The following is a 16261-nucleotide window of genomic DNA, read 5'->3' as shown; positions in this document are numbered from 1 at the left end:
CGGGACGTCCGGAGGGCCGCCCGGGACGAACGGCTGTCGGCCATGACGAACGGCTGGCGGCGTGGGACGAGCGGCCGGGCCGTGGCGCTCGCCGCCGGGGCCATTGCGGCGGTGAACACCGTCAACGTGCTGAGCCAGCTCCACGACGCCGAGCGTGCCGGCAAGGCCATCTCGGCCCTGGACGCGTCAGCCTACGAGTACAGCAGCGGGCTGGCCATCCTGCTGGCCTTCCTGATCTTCGCGCCGCTTGCCCGGCTGCGGCCGGCGCGGCTGGGCTGGCCGAAGTTTCTCGCCCTTCACGCTGCGGGCACCCTGGTCTGGTCGGCGGCGCACGTGCTGCTGATGGTGGGCGTCCGGCATCTGCTCTGGAGCCTGGCCGGCGAGCGCTACGACTTCGACTTCGCCCGCGACTGGATCTACGAGTACCGCAAGGACGTGATCAGCTACGTGCTGCTGGGCGCCATCGCCTGGCTGGCGCCGCCGCGCGGGAGGACGCCCGCCGACCTGCCCCCGGCCGAGATCCGGCTTCGCGACGGCAGCCGCTGGACGCGCTTCCCCGCCGAGGCGGTGGAAGCCGCCGAGGCGTGCGGCAACTACGTCGAGCTGAAGCTGGCAGACGGTCGGAGGCCGCTGGTGAGGACGACGCTGTCGGCCGCCGAGGCCGAGCTTCGCCCGCATGGCTTCCTGCGCACCCACCGCTCGTGGCTGGTGCGGGGCGAATGCGTCACAGGGCTCGCGCCGACCGGCTCGGGCGACCACGCCGTGACGCTCGCGAGCGGGCTCTCCGCGCCGCTCTCCCGTCGCTTCCCCGAGGCGCTGCACGCGCTGCGGGAGGCGCTAGGCGAGACCTCGCCCCGGAGTCCTTGAAACCGCGCCAAACTGGTGGCATTTTGACACCAGCTAAGGAGTCCGCGTCATGGCCCCGCGCCACGCATCGGTCAAACTCTCCGCCGACTTCCTCGACGAGGCCCGTCGGGAAGCCGAGGTGTTCAATCGCTCCCTTGGCGCGCAGGTGGAGCACTGGGCGCGGCTCGGTCGGATGTTCGAGGCCGCGCCGGGCGTCGGCGTCGACCGCGTGCGCGAGGCGCTGCAGGGCCGGCTGAGCTTCGACGCCATGAACGCCGCCGAACGGGACGCCTTCTTCGTCCAGTTCGGGGATCCCTGGGACGCCGAAACCGAGGCCCACTACGCCGAGCTCGGCGGCCGCGAGGGCGCCGTCGGCCTTGACGACAAGGGGCGGAGCGTTCGGCGCGAGGGTGGCCGCCTGCGGAAGATCGGCTAATCGGTGACGGACGCCCGGCCGGCGTTCCACCTGCTGGCGGGACCGAATGGGGCGGGCAAGACCACGCTGTACGAGGCGCGCATCCACCGGATGACCGACGCCGAGTTCGTCAATCCCGACCGCCTGGTCCTCGCCGAGCTCGGCCGTCACGCCGAGAGCCGCGAGGACGCCACGCTGGGCCAGCGGCTGGCAGAGGCGCGGCGCGACGCGTTGATGCGGGCCGGCCGGAGCCTCGTCGTGGAGACGACCTTTTCGCACCCCTCCAAGCTGGACCTGCTCGGCCGCGCCCGGGAGTTCGGCTATGAGATCATCGTCTACCACCTCGGCCTGCAGTCCGCAGACCAGGCCGTGGCGCGGGTGGCGGAGCGCGAGGCCCGCGGCGGCCATCCTGTGCCGGAAGCCAACATCCGCGGTCGCTATGCCCGCAATCCGGCGTTGATCCGGCAGGCCGCGCTGATGGCCGATGTGGGGATGGTGTTCGACAACAGCGTGCTCGGCCGCCCGCCCAGGCGCCTGATCCAGTTCCGCGCCGGCCGGCCCCTGGCCGTGGCGCCGGACCTCCCCGCCTGGGCGCGGGAGCTCTATGGCCCCGACCTGGGACCACGGGCGGTGTAGCGGGCGGGCCCAGCCGCTAGGGCGCCCGCGGGTCTCCCAGGTCGCCGCTCTCGGGTGGCGGTCCGTCGAACTCGCCGGGCTCGGCGACGCGCGCGCCGGCGCGGACATAGCCGTTGTCCTGGCAGTCCGGCGTGGGCTTGCGGGCGCAGAGGTCATGGTTGAGCCGTTCGAGCGCGTCGTAGCTCTGGGCGCAGCCGGCGAGGGGTAGGGCGGCCGCCAGGACGATCAGGGCCGTGCGCATAGGGGTCTCTCCGCCGCCGGTCGAGACAGGCTAAGGGCGTTCGGGGCGGTCGGACACCCCTCCTGCTTGCGGCAGATCAAGGCGCCGCCGGGGCCCCACGGTGAAGCTTGCCCAAGCCTGGAGGTCCCGATGCGCATCGCCACCGCCCTTCTCGCCGCCTGGCTGGCGGCGGGATCCGCCGCCGCCCAGCCGTCGCAGCCGTCGGCGGCCCCTCTCGACGAGATCGCGGCAAAGCTCGCGCGCGATGCCGAGATCGCGGAGCAGGACCGTCGCAGCGAAGCCCTGAACGTCGAGCTGAACCGGCGCAATGCGGAGATCGCCGCCCGGAACGACGCGGCGCAGAAGGCCTACGACGCCGCGCTCGCGGACTATGCTCGAGCGAAAGCCGCCTACGAGGCGGGGCTCGCGCAGCACGAGGCGCAGGCGGCCGAGTACCGGAGGGCGTACGGCCACTGGCAGGCGCAGGTGGCGGCCTGCAAGGCAGGCGACTTCCGCCGCTGCGCACCCAAGGCGGTCAGCGGACCTGGGTCACCTTGAGGCTGCCCGCCGGCAGCGGGCCGAGCGAGGGCTGAGCCTCGGCCGGACCCAGCCAGTCGGCCCAGTGGCGGCGGTGCAGGATCACGATCTGCCGGTCGTGGTAGGGCGCGATGTCCGGCCCAGGCTCGCAGGTCAGCATGGTGAAGCGGTCCTCGCGCACGAGGCCAGCGATGCAGAACAGCTCGAGGTCGTCGGCGCGCTCGAACAGCCACTTGGACTTCGGCCGGGTGTTCCCCGTGAACTCGTAGAAGCCGTCGGCGGGGATCAGGCAGCGGCCGTTGGGAAAGCGGCGGCCTTCCGAGCGGAAGTTGATCACCGGCGGCCGGTTCGGCTGGACGAAGCCCCAGCGGAGCTGCTTCAGCTCGGCGCCGTCGGGCCCGCCGACGACGATCGGGGCAGGGTCGGTGGGGCGGATGGAGTCCCGGGGCTCGAGGTTGGGGGCGCCGCCGAGCCAGTGCAGCGGCAGCTTCAGCGCGCTGAACTCCTGCGCGATGCGGTCCAGGGACTGCTTGAAGCGGTATTCGTTACACATGGCCGGGCAGATAAGACCCCCGGACAGGCGGCGTCCATGGTGTATATTATCTACATCGCAAGCCGCGATCAGGCTATGTCAGGCGGCGCCGCGGATGATGCGGCGGGCCTGGTAGGGCGGGATGATCGCGGTGATGTGGGCGGCCCAGCGCAGGCGGGCGTCGTGGCGGGTTGGGCCGGCGACGCTCTCCAGGTCGAAGCGGTCGGGACGCGAGCCGCGCAGCAGGCGCTTCACGAGCACCTCGTCGGTGTCGACCTCGACGACCACCACGTGGCCGAGCATGTCCGGCGTCGGCGGGGTGCGCTGGTCCTCGAAATAGATCAGGGCGCCGTCGTCGGCGACGCCGCGCATGGAGTGGCCCACCACCAGCAGGGCGGCGGCCTTCTCGGTGCCGCCAGGCGGGATGGGCGCGAGGTCGGTCGGGTCCTGACCGGTGGCGAAGAGAACCGTTCCGTCCGGATTGGCGCCCACGCGGCCGATGATCGGCACGAAGCCAGGCTCGGCGGTCGGCCGCATGGGGCCGGCGGCGTCGTAGAGCCAGTCGGGCCGGACGCCGAACGCCTGGGCGTACTCCTTGGCCCGCCGATAGGAGAAGGGGGCGTTGCCGTTCTCGTTGGAGGCGTAGGTGTTGCGGTTCCAGCCGAAGGCGTCCGCCGCGGCGGCGGCGGTCTCGAAGCCCTTGGCCAGCCGGGCCTCGCGGAGCCTCTGGGAGCGGTCTTCCATCCAAAATCCTGCGGCCGATTGGCGCTGTAGATAACCTACATTTTTCCTTGGCACAACCGCTGTAGGTAACATACAGTTCGCGTATGACGACATGCAGCCCCAACCCTTCCACTTCCGCGAGCGCCGCCTACGCCGCGCTCCGTCACGGCGGCTCCCCGCCGGGCGTCGCCAGCGTGCAGCTCGGCCTGGACCGTGACGTCGCCCTACGTCTGGAACGGTCGTTCATCCGCCGGGCGGGCGGCGGACACCACGCCATGCGGCCGCGGTTCGCGCACCACGATCTGCACGTGGGCCAGGTTCTGGCCCAGGGCGGTTATCCGGCCATGCCGGACCGGTCCCGATGAGCGAGCGCCAGGACGCCGCCGCCGTGGTGGCCGGCGCATTGGCCAAGCGGCCGCCGGCCGACCGGGCGAAGTTCCTGATGGAGCTCCTGGCCCACACCGCCGCCGGCCTGGTGGTGATCGAGGGCGACCGGGCGGCGGGCGAGGCGGTCTACCGCCTGGCGGACGCCGTCGTCGCCCGCGGCTCCCGCTGACGTCCCCAAACCCCGTCGAGAGTTCAAAGCATGGGAAAACCGTTCGATCCGGCGCGCGAGACCCGCGGCCGGCTGGAGATGCTGGAGCGCCGGGAGAAGGCGCGAGCCGAGGCGCGCGCGGTGGCCGACGGCGTCGCCGAGACCGTGGGGCTGTCCAGGCGCCGCGGCGCGGCGATCGTGAAGGCGCCGGCGGCGCGTGGCGCACGGGAGAAGCCCTACCGCCGCCAGACCGGCCTCGAGTGGCTGGCCCGGAAGGGGCGGCTGACCGAGCGGCAGGTGCAGGCCGGCCTTCGCTACGGCGAAGCCTTCCGGCGGGCCGAGGCCGGGCCCAAGATCGTCTCCACCCTGGAGGTGCAGCCGGGAGGAAGCGCGCAGGGCGGGCCGCCGCTTTCGGTGCTGGTCGCCATGGCGCGAGGGCGCCGCCACGCCGCCGACACCCTTGCGGGCTACCGCCGGCGCCTCATGGACCAGGCCGACCTGGTGGGCGCCTGCGACCTCTGCTGCGGGCAGGAGATGACGCCCCGCGAGGCGGCCGGCGGCGAGCGGGACGGCGCGCGCCTGGAGGCGGTGCTCAAGGTCGCCCTCGACATCCTGGCCGGCTGATCAGCCCTCGGTGTCGATGGAGGCCTGCAGGGCCTCGCTGTAGCGGTGGCCGGCCACCGTGTGGGCGTTCACCACCGCATCCACTCTCTCGACCATGCCTTGCGGCAGGCGAAGGCCGGCGGCGGCGGCGTTCTCGCGCATGTGGGCGGCATTGGCGGTGCCGGGGATCGGCACGACCGTCTCGTCCCGGGCCAGCAGCCAAGCGAGGCAGAGCTGGGCGGGCGTGCAGCCGGCCTCGTCGGCAAGCGCCTCGAACCGGGCGAGGAGGTCCAGGTTCTTCCGGAAGTTCTCGCCCTGGAAGCGCGGCATGCCGAGGCGGATGTCGCCCGGTTCGAGGGCGGCGGGGTCGCGGACGCCGCCGGCCAGGAACCCGCGGCCCACGGGAGAGAAGGGCACGAAGGTGACGCCGAGCTCGCGGCAAGCCTGCAGGACCGCGATCTCGGGGTTGCGGGTCCAGGGCGAGTACTCGGTCTGCAGCGCCGTGATCGGGTGTGTCGCGTGCGCTTTGCGGAGCGTCACGGCGGAGACTTCCGACAGACCGATCGTGCGGATCTTGCCTTCGCGGACCAGGTCGGCCAGCGCCCCGACGCTCTCCTCGATGGGCACGGCCTTGTCCCAGCGATGGAGGTAGTAGAGGTCGATAACGTCGGTCCGCAGGCGCTTCAGGCTCGCCTCGCAGGTGGCCTTCAGGACCTCGGGCCGGCCGTTGATCTCGCGCCGGTCGCCGTTGGTGAGGCCGCACTTGGACGCCAGGACGAACTCGCCGCGCCGGCCGCCCAGGACCTCGCCCACCAGGGTCTCGTTGTGGCCCATGCCGTAGACGGCCGCGGTGTCGAAGAAGGTGTAGCCGGCGTCGAGCGCGCCAAGCAGCACCTGCTCGGCGATCTCGCGGGGCGGCGGCGAGCCGTAGGCGTGAGACAGGCTCATGCAGCCAAGCCCGATGGCGGACACCTCGAACGGGCCCAGGCGACGCTTGTCCATGTGTGTCCTCCGTGACGGGCGAGAAAGCCCGCGCCGGCCACCGGGTCAAGGGCGCGGGGGGGAGGAACCAAGCTCCACCTAAGTAGTTGTTCCCCACGTGGGAGATGCCGTCACCGTCGACGCCTGCACACGCCGCTTGGCGTGGGCGCGCGTTCGCATGCCGCGCCTCCCGATGGTCGATGCAGCGTGAGGGTGGGGCGATGAGCGTGGCCGTGGCCGACAAGCCTGTGATGCGGGCCGCCGTGGTGGCGGGACCGGGCAGGATCGAGCTGGACGAGGTGGCCCTGCCGCAGCCCGGCCCCGGGCAGGTGCGCGTGCGCCTGGAAGGGTGCGGCGTCTGCGCCTCGAACCTGACGCCCTGGGAAGGGCCCGAGTGGATGACCTTCCCCACGGAGCCCGGCGCGCTGGGCCACGAGGGCTGGGGGGTGATCGATGCGGTCGGCGAGGGCGTCGAAGGCTTCGCGGTCGGCGAGCGCGTCGCGGCGCTCAGCCACAAGAGCTACGCCGAGTGGGACATCGCGGACGTGGGCGCGATCGTGAAACTGCCCGCCGAGCTGGACGGCAAGCCGTTCCCGGGCGAGCCGCTGGGCTGCGCCATGAACATCTTCCGGCGCGCGGACATCCAGGCGGGCCAGACGGTGGCGATCGTCGGCATCGGCTTCCTCGGTGCGATTCTGACCCGGCTGGCCACCGACGCCGGTGCGCGCGTGATCGCCATCTCGCGGCGGCCGTTTTCGCTGGACGTGGCGAAGGACTACGGCGCGGCCGAGGTCGTGCCGATGGACGACCACTGGAAGATCATCGAGCGGGTGCGCGAGCTGACCGGCGGCGTGTTCTGCGACAGGGTCATCGAGGCGGTCGGGAAACAGTGGCCGCTGGACCTCGCCGCCGAGCTCACCAAGGAGCGCGGCAAGCTGATCATCGCCGGCTACCATCAGGACGGGCCGCGGCAGGTGAACATGCAGCTCTGGAACTGGCGCGGCCTCGACGTGATCAACGCTCATGAGCGGGATCCCGAGGTCTATGCCCAGGGGATCCGGGACGCGGTGGACGCCGTGGCCTCGGGCCGGCTCGACCCGGGCTCGCTCTACACCCACACCTTCCCGCTGGAGCGGCTGGACGAGGCGCTGAACGCGACCCGCGACCGGCCCGACGGCTTCCTCAAGGCCCTGGTGATCTTCCGATGAGCGAAACCCTGGCTGCGAAGCCGGCGACGACGGCGCAGACGGTGAAGCCGCGCATCGGCTTCCTGGGCGTGGGCTGGATCGGCCGCCACCGGATGGAGGCGATCGCCGCGACCGGCGCCGTGGAAATCGCCGCGGTCGCCGACCCGTCTCCGGAGATGGCGGCGGAGGCCGGCAAGCTCGCGCCGGACGCCAAGCAGTTGACCAATCTCGACCAGATCCTGGCGGCTGGCGTCGATGGGGTGGTGATCGCCACGCCCTCGGCCCTGCACGCCGAACAGTCGATCCGCGCCCTGGCCGCCGGGGCGGCGGTGTTCTGCCAGAAGCCCCTGGGCCGCACCGCCGCGGAAGTGGAGGCCGTGGTGGACGCCGCGCGCGCCGCCGACCGCCTGCTGGCCGTGGACCTCTCCTACCGCTTCACCGAGGGCATGCAGCGGATCCGCGAGGTGCTGCAGTCCGGAGACCTCGGCCGGGTGCACGCGGTCGACCTCGTCTTCCACAACGCCTATGGGCCGGACAAGGCGTGGTTCTACGATCCGCAGTTCTCGGGCGGCGGGTGCGTCATGGACCTGGGCGTCCACCTGGTGGACCTGGCGCTCTGGGCCCTGGACTTCCCGGAGGTGACGGAGGTCTCGAGCAAGCTGTTCACGGGCGGCGAGCCCCTGGCCGGGCGTACCGACCGGGTGGAGGACTACGCCGTGGCGACGCTCGAGCTCGCCAGCGGCGCGGCGGTGCGGCTCGCCTGCTCGTGGCGGCTGCAGGCCGGTTGCGACGCGATCATAGAGGCGTCGTTCTACGGGACCCAGGGTGGCGCGGCGCTGAAGAACGTCGGCGGATCGTTCTACGACTTCACGGCCGAGCGGTACCGCGGCACGTCGCGCGAGACCCTGGCCACCGCGCCCGACGCGTGGGGCGGCCGTGCGGCGGCGGACTGGGCGCAGCGGCTTGCGGCGGGCGCGCGGTTCGATCGGGCGGCCGATCGCCTGGTGGACGCGGCGCGCGTGCTGGACCGCATCTACGGCCGCTGACGCGGCCGCCTGATCTCGGCGGGCAAGAAAACGGCGGCGGAGCCTGGAGCTCCGCCGCCGTTCTTGTTTGGGGCCGTGTCGGGGGCGTCAGGCCGCGTTGCGGCCGCGGCGCAGGCGGTCGAAGTCGTCCACGATGGCCTCGAGCGGGGCGGGGGCGCTGGCCTGCGGGGTGGTGCGGCCCTCGAAGAGGATCGAGGTCAGCTCGTCGCGGGCGCGGCGGACGCGGCTCTTGACGGTGCCCACCGGGCAGCCGGCGATCTGGGCGACCTCGTCGTAGCTCATGCCGCCGGCCCCCACGAGGATCAGGGCCTCGCGCTGGAAGTCCGGGAGCATGGACAGCGCCCGGCGGACGTCCTCGAGCTCGACGGTCACGGAGGGGTCGTCGGGGGCGACAAGGGTGCGTTCCATGGCCTCGGCGTCGTACTCGCCGCGCCAGCGCAGGCGGCGCTGGCCGGAGTAGAAGCGGTTGCGCAGGATGGTGGAGAGCCAGGCGCGCAGGTTGGTGCCCGGCTGGAACTGGTGACGGCAGGACAGCGCCTTGACGAGCGTTTCCTGCGCGAGGTCCTCGGCTTGGTCGGTGTCGTGGCAGAGGGTCCGGGCGAACGCGCGCATGAACGGTACAGAGTCCAGCAGCGCGGCCTCGAAGTCGTCGCGGACGCGGGTCGATCTTTGGCTCATCTGGCCCCCCTTTCGGGCGGCGTAACGCGGCACGGCCGAGCTTGGTTCCCGATCGGGCGGAAGTTCACGTTATGTTCTTGACCTGCGCGCGCGTTTGTGAGAGGATCGGCGCAGGTTGGAAGCCTGCGCCGACGCGCTCGGCGGGCTCAGGTCTGACCCATGCCCTGTCCGGAGGACTGCTGGCTGTCCTGGGCGATCTGGCCGCCGCCCTCGGACGTGCCGTCCTTGACGTCGATCTGGGGAGAGAGGTGGCCGTCCTTGTCCGCGCCGCCCTCGTGGCGGGGCTCGCCGCGGCGGCCGCCTTCCTGGTTCTGAGAGGTATCGTGGGTGTCCGGGCCCTGGCTCATGGCGTGATCTCTCGTTGCAGTGGTCCCCAGGCCAACGGGGGGCGAGCCGCGGCGGTTCCGGTGCTCCGAACGAGATCGGCGCGGAACCTTGACCGGTGACGTGCGTTGGGGCGGTTCGCGCGATCTGCAGTTGGGGTTCCAAGTTGCCGCACATCCTCCTGGTCGAAGACCTGGCGAACGAACGCGAGATGATCGCGGCTGCGCTGGAGCAGCGCGGCGCACGGGTGACGACCGCGAAGAGCGACAAGGAAGCCTATGCGGCGCTGCGCGACGCTTCGGCCCTGCCGTTCGACGCCCTGGTCACCGACATCAACCTTGGGGAAGGAACCACCGGCTTCGACGTCGCCCGCGCCGCGCGCGCCATCCAGCCGAGCCTGGCGGTCATCTACATGACCGCCTACGACATCGAGATGCGCCAGCATGCGGCGCCGCAGAGCCTGACGCTGCGCAAACCGCTGAAGGTCAGCGAACTGGCCGCAGACATCCTCGGGCACCTGTCCAGCCCGGGCGTGCTGTCGCGCGGCTGGGACAAGGGCGAAGCCCAGGCCTCGGCCGGCTGATCGGCCTCAGACGGCCGCGGCGGCCGCAGCCTGGAGGCGCCGCCGGCTTTCCTCGAAGAGGAGCCGAGCCGTCTCGGCGATGTCCGGCGGCAAGACAGCATGACCACCGCAGGCGGCGTGGGGGCAGGGCAGGCTGGCGGCCCCGTCGATCGCCCTCACGGGGGCCGACACCGGCGCGCCGCAGGATCGGCAGCAGACTTCGACGAGCCATTCCGACGCCATCGCGCCCCTCAACCCTGTGGTGTCCACGCGCAACCTGGCCGCGTCGGGGTGAAGATGCCGTGAAAGGCGAGAGTGAACGGAAGGTAGCCGGGCGCGGGCGAGCGCCGCGGATCAGCCGGCGGGCGGCTCCGGCGCCTCGTTGGGAGCGAGGCCCGCGGCGCGCATCTGCAGCCGATGCTCCTCCATGCGACGCTTCACGGCCTCGAGCTGGCGGCGCAGATCGGCCAGGGTGGCGTCCCCGTCGTCCTGGGGCGGCAAGGTATGAGATTCGTCGGACACGCGGGACATCTGCCAGTGAAACACCTGAGCAGGGTGCGAGGTTGCGGCGAACGGTCCTTGGACGTCAGCGCCGCTTGCGCGCGGCCTCCGCGGCGCGGCGCAGTTCCGCAGCGCGCTGAAGCAAGGCTTCCTTGTCCTTCCGGTAGCTCACGACCGCCGCCATGCGTTCGGCTTCCTCAGCTTCGGAGAGCAATTGTTCGGGCGTCTTCATCCGTTGGGTGAGGGACAGGACACGGCTCCTGCGCGTTCGATCCTGCAGCGGAAATGCCGGATTCTCTCGCGCGCTGTCAAAAGAGCAGGCGCGGGGACGAGGTTCCTACGGTGACGTAGGCGGATCGCGCAATGTGCTATCGGTACCACGCCCGACGCGCGCGGCGGCCGTCGATGACGGCGGCCCAGACGCAGCCAGCCAGCAGGACTGCGAAGAGACCCAGGAACAGGAGCCAGGGCAGCAGGATCTGGGGAACCGGTCCGCTCATGGCGGCTGAACCCGCACGCACGCGGCTGGTGCTACTTACCCGGTCGGAAATTGGTCCCTTGATGGGACCTAGGTTCCGTCGCCGGTCTTCGGCCCGCGGTAGACGCAGACGGACTCCTGCCAGACCTCGATGCGTGGGAAGCGGGCCAGGCGGCCGCGGGCAAGGGCGATGGCCTCGGCGACACCCGGCACGACGATATGCTCGGCGGAGACGACCGTCCCCTTCTCGTCGAGGCCGTAGAGCGTGAAGTCCTGCACCCGTGCGTCCGTGCGGTGAGCGAAGGCCGCTAACGGCCGAGACATCGAGATCCAACGACCGACGCGCGGAAATCCATCCGCGACCCGACAGGAGCGCCGCCCCTGGCGGCGGACAGCCATGCCCAAACGCACCCACAAGCCACCGGCGCGCCGCCCCCGCATCGCCGGCCGCGTGATCCGCGCCTGCTACACGCCCGAGCTGGCCACCGAGATCTGCCGGCGCATCGCCGCAGGGGAGGCGTGGCGCCGGATCGCCGGTCGCGGCCGGATGCCGGCCTTCGCGACCCTCTACGCCTGGCGGGACAAGCGTCCGGCCTTCGCCGAGGCCCTGGCCCAGGCCCGCGAGATCGCCGCCGAGGGCGGCGGTGACCTGCCCTGCAACCTGCACCTGATCGAAGGAGACCCCATGAAGGAGCGAGAGGTCGCGCCGAAGACCAAGGATCGCCGCCGGCCCCGCAAGGCGGACGGCAGCATGACCCACGTGTTCTATTCGAAGAAGCTGGCGGAGACGATCTGCGAGCGGCTGGCCTCGGGGGAGTCTTGGGTCAAGGTCTGCCGCGGGGCGGACATGCCCTCCTATCGAAGCTTCTACCGCTGGCGCGAGAAGCACCCGGAGTTCTTCGAGGCCGTCGAGGAGGCCCGCCGGGCGGGCGCGGAGGCGCGGTTCGAGCAGGCGGTGGAGGTGGCGATGGACGCCACCGCCGCCACCGTGCAGGCGGACAAGCTGAAGGTCTCCACCCTCCTGCATTGCGCCGAGCGGATGGACCGCGCCCGCTTCGGTCCGGGCGGCAAGGGCGCCGACGGCGACGGCGGCCAAGTGCAGACCTTCGTGATCCGTCGGTTCGAGCGGATCTACCGCGAGGACGGCAGCAGCTACATGGCCGCCATCGACACCGTCCAGGAAGTCGCCCGATGAGCGCGCCGCGCGGCAGGCGGGCGCCGGCCGGCGAGCGCGTCACCCGGGTGGTCGGCCATTGGGAGCCGCGGCCGCACCAGGAGCGGCTGTGGGAGAGCCTGCAGGGCGGCTGCCTGCGCGCCGACGTGGCCGCCCACCGGGGGCAAGGACGAGGTGGCGCTGAACTGGGCGGCGGCCGCGGCCATGGCCCGGCAGGGCACCTACTGGCACCTGCTGCCGGAGGCTGCGCAGGCGAAGAAGGCGATCTGGGACGCGGTGAACCCGCACACGGGCAAGCGGCGCATCGACGAGGCTTTCCCGCGCGAGGTGCGCCATAAGCGCTGGCATGGGGACATGAAGATCGAGCTGAAGAACGGCTCGATCTGGCAGCTCGCGGGCTCGGACAACTACAACAGCCTTGTGGGCTCGCCGCCGGTGGGCGTGGTGTTCTCGGAGTGGTCGCTGGCGAAGCCGGACGCCTGGGCCTACCTGCGGCCGATCCTGGCCGAGAACGGCGGCTGGGCGCTGTTCCTGTGGACGCCGCGCGGCCTGAACCACGCCACCCGCGCCTTCGAGAGCCGCAAGCTGCGGCCGGACGAGTGGCTGACCATCCAGGCCTCGGCCCGGGAGACCGGGGTCTTCACGCCCGAGCAGCTCGAGCGGGAGCGCACCGAGCTGATCGCCGAACTGGGGTCGGTGGAGGAGGGCGAGGCGCGGTTCGCCTCGGAATACCTGGTGGACTTCAGCGCCGCCGTGCCGGGCAGCTACTTCGGCAGCGCGCTCAGGGAGGCCGACGCCCAGGGACGGATCGGCCGCGTGCCGTTCGACCCGGCGCTGAAGGTCGACACCGCCTGGGACCTGGGGATCGACGACTACACCTGCATCTGGTTCTTCCAGCAGGTGGGGCGCGAGGTGCGGGCCATCGACTATTTCGAGACGGCCGGGGAGGGGCTGGACTCGATCGTGCGCCAGGCCCTGCAGGACAAGCCGTATGTCTATGGCGCGCACCACCTGCCGCACGACGTGATGGTGCGCGAGCTCGGGGCGGCGGGACGCAGCCGGTACGAGACCCTGAGCGGCCTGGGCGTGCGACCGATCTCGGTGGGGGTGGCCATGGACCCGGAGGAGCGGATCAACGCGGCGCGGACGATGATCCCGATGACCTGGTTCGACGCCGAGAAGTGCGCCCAGGGGCTCGACCGGCTGCGGGCTTACCGCAAGCGATGGAACCGGGCGACGCGGGTCTACACCGGGCCGCTGCACGACGACGCCAGCCACGGGGCCGACGCCTTCGGCGAGTTCGCGGCCAACCGCCGCGGCGGCGAGGCGGCGCGCCGGCCGGCGACGCGGCGGCTGGAGCCCGGGCCGCTGAGCTGGATGGCCTGAGCCGGATCGCGAACGGCGTTTCGGCCGCATTGCCAAGCCGGGCGGCTTGGTGTGAGGTCGCCGGCCCGCTCTGGAGCCCGCCCGTGACCGCGCCCGACCAGGCCCTCGACGATCCGTGGACCGACGCCGGCGGCGCGGCGCTGCTGAAGGCGGTGTTCGAGGCCGCCGACGTGATGGCCGGCGTGTTCGAGCTCTTGGACGACGACTACCGCTACGTGATCGCCAACGGCAACACGGCGGCCTTCTACGGCCTGCCGCGCGACGGGCTGACCGGACGGCGCGGCCGCGAGCTGGGGCTGAGCGAGGCGCAGATCCGCGAGCGGCTGCGCACCCTGCGTCACTGCTGGGAGAGCGGGCGGACGGTCACCCGGGAATATGAGTTCGCCTTGCGCGGCGGGCCGAGCGGCTGGTTCCTGGGGACCTTCTCGCCGATCCCGGGGTCCGCGCCGCGGGTTTCCTTCGTGCTGATCGACATCAGCGCCCGCAAGGCGGCGGAGCTCGAGGCCGAGCGGCAGGGCGCGCGGCTGCAGATCGCGCTGAGCGCCGGGGGGCTCGGCCTCTGGGAGTACGACCTGGTGCGCGACGCGGTGACCTGGGACGCCCGGACCCGCGAGCTGTTCGGCGTGGGGCCGGACACGCCCATCGACTACGCCACCTATGTGGCGCGGCTGCGGCCCGACGAGGCGCCGGCGATGCGGGCGGCCTACCAGGCGGCGCTGAAGGGCGAGAACGGCGGCCGCTACGTGACCGAGCACCGGACGACCGCCGGCGACGGCAGCCAGCGCTGGGTGCGCGGCTCGGGCCAGGTGCTGTTCGGGGCCGACGGCCAGCCGACCCACGTGCTGGGCACGGTGCAGGACATCACCGAGGAGGTGGCCGCTCGCGAGCGGCAGGCGCTGATGATGGCCGAACTGAACCATCGGGTGAAGAACAACCTGGCGACCGTGCAGTCGATGGCGGCGCAGACGGCGCGCAGCGCGCGGAACCTGGCGTCGTTCAAGGCCGACTTCGAGGGACGGCTGGTGGCGCTCGCCCGGACGCACGACGTGCTGACGTCGAACGCCTGGACGGGGGCGGAGCTGTCGGTGCTGGCGGCGCGGGAGCTGGACGCCTTCCGCGGACGGGTCAGCATCGAAGGGCCGCGCGCCTGCCTCTCCGCGGCCCAGGCCCAGGCGATCGGGCTGATCCTGCACGAGCTCGCCACCAACGCCGCCAAGTACGGGGCGCTCTCCGCGCCGGAGGGGCGGGTGGCGCTGAGCTGGCGGGCGGAGGCGGGGACCCTGGCGCTGTGCTGGACCGAGGCCGGCGGGCCCCCGGTGCAGGAGCCCGGCCGCCGCGGCTTCGGCTCGCGGCTGATCGCGGCCCTGGCGAAGGGGGACCTGGGCGGCGAGGCGCACACGACCTTCGCGCCGGACGGGGTCCGGTTCGATCTGTCGGCGCGGCTCTAGGTCAGATCAGACGCGGATGTCGACGAGCCGGCCCGTGGCCTGGCCGGTGAGCTGACGCGCGGGCGCCTGGGCCGGAGCCTCGGACCGGGCGCTCTTCTCGGCGAGCTGGTCGCGGTCGAGCATGACCGGCCGGACCGGGGGGACCGGGAAGAAGGTCACGGGCTGGACGTTCAGCGACATGGTCCGGCTTATCCCACGCCGACGCTTAACTCCTCGTTACCAGCGCAACCGCGAACGGCGATCCGCATTGGGAGGTCAACGACACCTGAGGAGAACGCAAATGAGTGGCGTAGGACTGATCATGGCGATCATCATCGGCATCCTGGCCGGGTGGATCGCCGAGAAGGTGATGCGGCGTAACCACGGGATCCTGACGAACCTGGTGGTGGGCGTCGTCGGCGCGTTCCTGGGCGCCTTCATCGCCAACATGCTGGATATCGAGTTCGGCGGCATCATCGGCAGCCTGCTCGTCGCCACCGGCGGCGCCATCCTGCTGCTGTTCCTGCTGGGCCTGTTCACCGGCCGCCGCCGGGCGCTGCACTAGGTCCCGACGGACGATCCCGCGGCCCCCGCGACCCGGCGACGGGCGCGGGGGTTCGCATGTCCGGCCTCGGGCAAGCCGCTGACGCCGCGAAATAAATCGCGCGCTAAGGATATCCCTTCGCGAGTCCGAAAGCATAGCGGCCCTACCTCCCGCCAAAACAGAACAATGGTGGTTGGTGATGGCTGTCGGCTCGGCCCGGGTGGTGAACCCGATGGATGCGGCCCTGTCCGCGATCAAAGAGATCGAGGCCAAGAAGAAGGCGCGGGCGCAGACGCCGCCGACGCCCGCGCCGGCCAGCGCGCCGGCCAAGACCGCGGACACCAAGCCGGCGAGCGTGCCGGCGCCCGCCTCGCCGTCTCTGAGCGCGGCGACGGTGGCCCAGCTCGCCGCCGAGGCCGCCAAGGCCGCCGCCGACATCGTCCAGGAGCTGAAGGAGAAGGCGGAGGCCGCGAAGGCCGCCGCCAACACCCCGCCGCCGGCCAAGCCGGCCACGACGCCGGTTCCAACCCCGCCCGCCATATCCACCCCGCCCGCCGCGACGAAGCCCGCGGATGCTGCGCCGGTCACGCCCGCGCCCACGCCCGCCCCTGCGCCGGAGATCCGGCCCGTCGAGACCAGGGAGCAGGCGCCGAAGCCGGCCGACGCCGACGCGACCCGGCCGGGCCGTAACGAGCGCCTGTCGTCCGCCGTGATGGCCGTCCTCCTGAAGATGCAGGAGGCGGCGCAGGACGCGTCGCGCGACGGGAAGGGCCCGCTCGGCGGCCTGATGCAGGCGCTGCTGAACCTCGTGAAAGGCCAGGGCCAGGGCCACGGCGCTGGCCCCGGCCATGGCAACGGTCACGGGCACAACCCGCCGCCGCCGCCGCCGCCGCCTCCGCCGCCGCCGCCGCCGCCGCCGCCTCCGC

25 protein-coding genes and 1 pseudogene are annotated in these 16261 nt (G+C 72.1%); 15 read left to right on the top strand and 11 right to left on the bottom strand.

The window, feature by feature from the left end:
• Positions 1 to 42 precede the first annotated feature (42 nt).
• From ACE3Q8_RS15035 to ACE3Q8_RS15025, 3 genes are read left to right on the top strand one after another with little or no spacing between them, the layout of a single operon-like run.
• Positions 43 to 867, top strand: a complete 825-nt coding sequence (locus ACE3Q8_RS15035) for a LytTR family DNA-binding domain-containing protein (protein WP_374471098.1) — start codon at positions 43 to 45, stop codon at positions 865 to 867.
• 49 nt (positions 868 to 916) lie between these two features.
• Complete coding sequence (locus tag ACE3Q8_RS15030; RefSeq protein ID WP_374471097.1) at positions 917 to 1282, top strand: hypothetical protein; 366 nt, start codon at positions 917 to 919, stop codon at positions 1280 to 1282.
• 3 nt (positions 1283 to 1285) lie between these two features.
• On the top strand, positions 1286 to 1897 hold the full coding sequence (locus ACE3Q8_RS15025) for an AAA family ATPase (protein WP_374471096.1): 612 nt from the start codon (positions 1286 to 1288) through the stop codon (positions 1895 to 1897).
• Between the two features lie 16 nt (positions 1898 to 1913).
• On the opposite strand, the gene ACE3Q8_RS15020 is transcribed toward ACE3Q8_RS15025, so the two are convergent.
• A complete protein-coding gene (locus ACE3Q8_RS15020) occupies positions 1914 to 2138 on the bottom strand; it encodes a hypothetical protein (RefSeq protein WP_374471095.1) in 225 nt (74 codons plus the stop codon).
• Positions 2139 to 2267: 129 nt separating this feature from the next.
• On the opposite strand from ACE3Q8_RS15020, the gene ACE3Q8_RS15015 reads away from it, so the two are divergent.
• Positions 2268 to 2675, top strand: coding sequence for a hypothetical protein (locus ACE3Q8_RS15015; RefSeq protein ID WP_374471094.1), 408 nt, complete (start codon positions 2268 to 2270; stop codon positions 2673 to 2675).
• On the opposite strand, the gene ACE3Q8_RS15010 is transcribed toward ACE3Q8_RS15015, so the two are convergent.
• Positions 2653 to 3207: an SOS response-associated peptidase gene (locus ACE3Q8_RS15010; RefSeq protein WP_374471093.1), complete on the bottom strand. Its 555-nt coding sequence runs from the start codon at positions 3205 to 3207 to the stop codon at positions 2653 to 2655. The two genes, ACE3Q8_RS15015 and ACE3Q8_RS15010, sit on opposite strands and share 23 nt — an antisense overlap.
• A gap of 78 nt (positions 3208 to 3285) precedes the next feature.
• Positions 3286 to 3930 carry a S24 family peptidase gene (locus ACE3Q8_RS15005; RefSeq protein ID WP_374471092.1) on the bottom strand — a complete coding sequence of 215 codons (645 nt, stop codon included), beginning with the start codon at positions 3928 to 3930 and terminating at the stop codon, positions 3286 to 3288.
• 83 nt (positions 3931 to 4013) lie between these two features.
• On the opposite strand from ACE3Q8_RS15005, the gene ACE3Q8_RS15000 reads away from it, so the two are divergent.
• From ACE3Q8_RS15000 to ACE3Q8_RS14990, 3 genes are read left to right on the top strand one after another with little or no spacing between them, the layout of a single operon-like run.
• A complete protein-coding gene (locus tag ACE3Q8_RS15000; RefSeq protein WP_374471091.1) occupies positions 4014 to 4274 on the top strand; it encodes a hypothetical protein in 261 nt (86 codons plus the stop codon).
• The gene (locus tag ACE3Q8_RS14995) at positions 4271 to 4465 is read left to right on the top strand and encodes a hypothetical protein (RefSeq protein ID WP_374471090.1); all 195 of its coding nucleotides are present in this window, start codon (positions 4271 to 4273) and stop codon (positions 4463 to 4465) included. The genes ACE3Q8_RS15000 and ACE3Q8_RS14995 overlap by 4 nt, the downstream gene beginning before the upstream one ends.
• A 30-nt stretch (positions 4466 to 4495) precedes the next feature.
• Positions 4496 to 5068, top strand: coding sequence for a hypothetical protein (locus ACE3Q8_RS14990; RefSeq protein WP_374471089.1), 573 nt, complete (start codon positions 4496 to 4498; stop codon positions 5066 to 5068).
• Here the strand turns inward: ACE3Q8_RS14990 and ACE3Q8_RS14985 are convergent, their stop codons facing one another.
• Positions 5069 to 6049 (bottom strand): aldo/keto reductase, encoded by a 981-nt coding sequence (locus ACE3Q8_RS14985; RefSeq protein ID WP_374471088.1) that lies wholly within the window; start codon positions 6047 to 6049, stop codon positions 5069 to 5071.
• A gap of 212 nt (positions 6050 to 6261) precedes the next feature.
• Here ACE3Q8_RS14985 and ACE3Q8_RS14980 point away from each other — a divergent pair, with 212 nt between their 5' ends.
• Together ACE3Q8_RS14980 and ACE3Q8_RS14975 are read left to right on the top strand one after the other, a co-directional pair.
• Positions 6262 to 7236, top strand: a complete 975-nt coding sequence (locus tag ACE3Q8_RS14980) for a zinc-binding dehydrogenase (protein ID WP_374471087.1) — start codon at positions 6262 to 6264, stop codon at positions 7234 to 7236.
• Positions 7233 to 8261, top strand: coding sequence for a Gfo/Idh/MocA family protein (locus ACE3Q8_RS14975; RefSeq protein ID WP_374471086.1), 1029 nt, complete (start codon positions 7233 to 7235; stop codon positions 8259 to 8261). The genes ACE3Q8_RS14980 and ACE3Q8_RS14975 overlap by 4 nt, the downstream gene beginning before the upstream one ends.
• Before the next feature lie 87 nt (positions 8262 to 8348).
• Here the strand turns inward: ACE3Q8_RS14975 and ACE3Q8_RS14970 are convergent, their stop codons facing one another.
• Positions 8349 to 8939 (bottom strand): sigma-70 family RNA polymerase sigma factor, encoded by a 591-nt coding sequence (locus tag ACE3Q8_RS14970; RefSeq protein ID WP_374471085.1) that lies wholly within the window; start codon positions 8937 to 8939, stop codon positions 8349 to 8351.
• Between the two features lie 146 nt (positions 8940 to 9085).
• A complete protein-coding gene (locus ACE3Q8_RS14965; RefSeq protein WP_374471084.1) occupies positions 9086 to 9286 on the bottom strand; it encodes a hypothetical protein in 201 nt (66 codons plus the stop codon).
• Positions 9287 to 9429: 143 nt separating this feature from the next.
• Here ACE3Q8_RS14965 and ACE3Q8_RS14960 point away from each other — a divergent pair, with 143 nt between their 5' ends.
• Positions 9430 to 9846 carry a response regulator gene (locus ACE3Q8_RS14960; RefSeq protein WP_374471083.1) on the top strand — a complete coding sequence of 139 codons (417 nt, stop codon included), beginning with the start codon at positions 9430 to 9432 and terminating at the stop codon, positions 9844 to 9846.
• Between the two features lie 333 nt (positions 9847 to 10179).
• Here the strand turns inward: ACE3Q8_RS14960 and ACE3Q8_RS14955 are convergent, their stop codons facing one another.
• From ACE3Q8_RS14955 to ACE3Q8_RS14940, 4 genes are all read right to left on the bottom strand, one after another.
• Positions 10180 to 10347 (bottom strand): hypothetical protein, encoded by a 168-nt coding sequence (locus tag ACE3Q8_RS14955; protein ID WP_374471082.1) that lies wholly within the window; start codon positions 10345 to 10347, stop codon positions 10180 to 10182.
• A gap of 64 nt (positions 10348 to 10411) precedes the next feature.
• Positions 10412 to 10558, bottom strand: coding sequence for a hypothetical protein (locus tag ACE3Q8_RS14950; protein ID WP_374471081.1), 147 nt, complete (start codon positions 10556 to 10558; stop codon positions 10412 to 10414).
• A gap of 136 nt (positions 10559 to 10694) precedes the next feature.
• Positions 10695 to 10826, bottom strand: coding sequence for a hypothetical protein (locus tag ACE3Q8_RS14945; RefSeq protein WP_374471080.1), 132 nt, complete (start codon positions 10824 to 10826; stop codon positions 10695 to 10697).
• 68 nt (positions 10827 to 10894) lie between these two features.
• Positions 10895 to 11128, bottom strand: coding sequence for a hypothetical protein (locus ACE3Q8_RS14940; protein ID WP_374471079.1), 234 nt, complete (start codon positions 11126 to 11128; stop codon positions 10895 to 10897).
• Between the two features lie 73 nt (positions 11129 to 11201).
• Between ACE3Q8_RS14940 and ACE3Q8_RS14935 the strand changes: the two genes are divergently transcribed.
• The 3 genes from ACE3Q8_RS14935 (at position 11202) to ACE3Q8_RS14925 (ending at position 14812) form a co-directional block, all read left to right on the top strand.
• Positions 11202 to 11999 (top strand): hypothetical protein, encoded by a 798-nt coding sequence (locus tag ACE3Q8_RS14935; RefSeq protein ID WP_374471078.1) that lies wholly within the window; start codon positions 11202 to 11204, stop codon positions 11997 to 11999.
• A 153-nt stretch (positions 12000 to 12152) separates the two neighbouring features.
• Positions 12153 to 13364: a hypothetical protein gene (locus ACE3Q8_RS14930; protein ID WP_374471077.1), complete on the top strand. Its 1212-nt coding sequence runs from the start codon at positions 12153 to 12155 to the stop codon at positions 13362 to 13364.
• Positions 13365 to 13447: 83 nt separating this feature from the next.
• Complete coding sequence (locus ACE3Q8_RS14925) at positions 13448 to 14812, top strand: sensor histidine kinase (RefSeq protein ID WP_374471076.1); 1365 nt, start codon at positions 13448 to 13450, stop codon at positions 14810 to 14812.
• Between the two features lie 6 nt (positions 14813 to 14818).
• On the opposite strand, the gene ACE3Q8_RS14920 is transcribed toward ACE3Q8_RS14925, so the two are convergent.
• Entirely contained in the window at positions 14819 to 14992 is a 174-nt protein-coding gene (locus ACE3Q8_RS14920; RefSeq protein WP_374471075.1) for a hypothetical protein, read from the bottom strand.
• Between the two features lie 100 nt (positions 14993 to 15092).
• Here ACE3Q8_RS14920 and ACE3Q8_RS14915 point away from each other — a divergent pair, with 100 nt between their 5' ends.
• Positions 15093 to 15356 carry a GlsB/YeaQ/YmgE family stress response membrane protein gene (locus tag ACE3Q8_RS14915; RefSeq protein WP_374471074.1) on the top strand — a complete coding sequence of 88 codons (264 nt, stop codon included), beginning with the start codon at positions 15093 to 15095 and terminating at the stop codon, positions 15354 to 15356.
• A gap of 178 nt (positions 15357 to 15534) precedes the next feature.
• A pseudogene (locus ACE3Q8_RS14910) lies at positions 15535 to 16261 on the top strand (hypothetical protein); the annotation flags it as partial.

The organism is Phenylobacterium sp. (assembly GCF_041913825.1).
Lineage (GTDB): Bacteria > Pseudomonadota > Alphaproteobacteria > Caulobacterales > Caulobacteraceae > Phenylobacterium.
This window is presented reverse-complemented; position numbering and strand designations above follow the sequence as displayed.

Coding starts and splice junctions, on each gene's coding strand:
- ACE3Q8_RS15035 (WP_374471098.1), top strand. CDS start 43: ATGACGAACGGCTGGCGGCGTGGGACGAGCGGCCGGGCCGTGGCGCTC.
- ACE3Q8_RS15030 (WP_374471097.1), top strand. CDS start 917: ATGGCCCCGCGCCACGCATCGGTCAAACTCTCCGCCGACTTCCTCGAC.
- ACE3Q8_RS15020 (WP_374471095.1), bottom strand. CDS start 2,138: ATGCGCACGGCCCTGATCGTCCTGGCGGCCGCCCTACCCCTCGCCGGC.
- ACE3Q8_RS15015 (WP_374471094.1), top strand. CDS start 2,268: ATGCGCATCGCCACCGCCCTTCTCGCCGCCTGGCTGGCGGCGGGATCC.
- ACE3Q8_RS15010 (WP_374471093.1), bottom strand. CDS start 3,207: ATGTGTAACGAATACCGCTTCAAGCAGTCCCTGGACCGCATCGCGCAG.
- ACE3Q8_RS15005 (WP_374471092.1), bottom strand. CDS start 3,930: ATGGAAGACCGCTCCCAGAGGCTCCGCGAGGCCCGGCTGGCCAAGGGC.
- ACE3Q8_RS15000 (WP_374471091.1), top strand. CDS start 4,014: ATGACGACATGCAGCCCCAACCCTTCCACTTCCGCGAGCGCCGCCTAC.
- ACE3Q8_RS14995 (WP_374471090.1), top strand. CDS start 4,271: ATGAGCGAGCGCCAGGACGCCGCCGCCGTGGTGGCCGGCGCATTGGCC.
- ACE3Q8_RS14990 (WP_374471089.1), top strand. CDS start 4,496: ATGGGAAAACCGTTCGATCCGGCGCGCGAGACCCGCGGCCGGCTGGAG.
- ACE3Q8_RS14985 (WP_374471088.1), bottom strand. CDS start 6,049: ATGGACAAGCGTCGCCTGGGCCCGTTCGAGGTGTCCGCCATCGGGCTT.
- ACE3Q8_RS14975 (WP_374471086.1), top strand. CDS start 7,233: ATGAGCGAAACCCTGGCTGCGAAGCCGGCGACGACGGCGCAGACGGTG.
- ACE3Q8_RS14970 (WP_374471085.1), bottom strand. CDS start 8,939: ATGAGCCAAAGATCGACCCGCGTCCGCGACGACTTCGAGGCCGCGCTG.
- ACE3Q8_RS14965 (WP_374471084.1), bottom strand. CDS start 9,286: ATGAGCCAGGGCCCGGACACCCACGATACCTCTCAGAACCAGGAAGGC.
- ACE3Q8_RS14950 (WP_374471081.1), bottom strand. CDS start 10,558: ATGAAGACGCCCGAACAATTGCTCTCCGAAGCTGAGGAAGCCGAACGC.
- ACE3Q8_RS14945 (WP_374471080.1), bottom strand. CDS start 10,826: ATGAGCGGACCGGTTCCCCAGATCCTGCTGCCCTGGCTCCTGTTCCTG.
- ACE3Q8_RS14940 (WP_374471079.1), bottom strand. CDS start 11,128: ATGTCTCGGCCGTTAGCGGCCTTCGCTCACCGCACGGACGCACGGGTG.
- ACE3Q8_RS14935 (WP_374471078.1), top strand. CDS start 11,202: ATGCCCAAACGCACCCACAAGCCACCGGCGCGCCGCCCCCGCATCGCC.
- ACE3Q8_RS14920 (WP_374471075.1), bottom strand. CDS start 14,992: ATGTCGCTGAACGTCCAGCCCGTGACCTTCTTCCCGGTCCCCCCGGTC.
- ACE3Q8_RS14915 (WP_374471074.1), top strand. CDS start 15,093: ATGAGTGGCGTAGGACTGATCATGGCGATCATCATCGGCATCCTGGCC.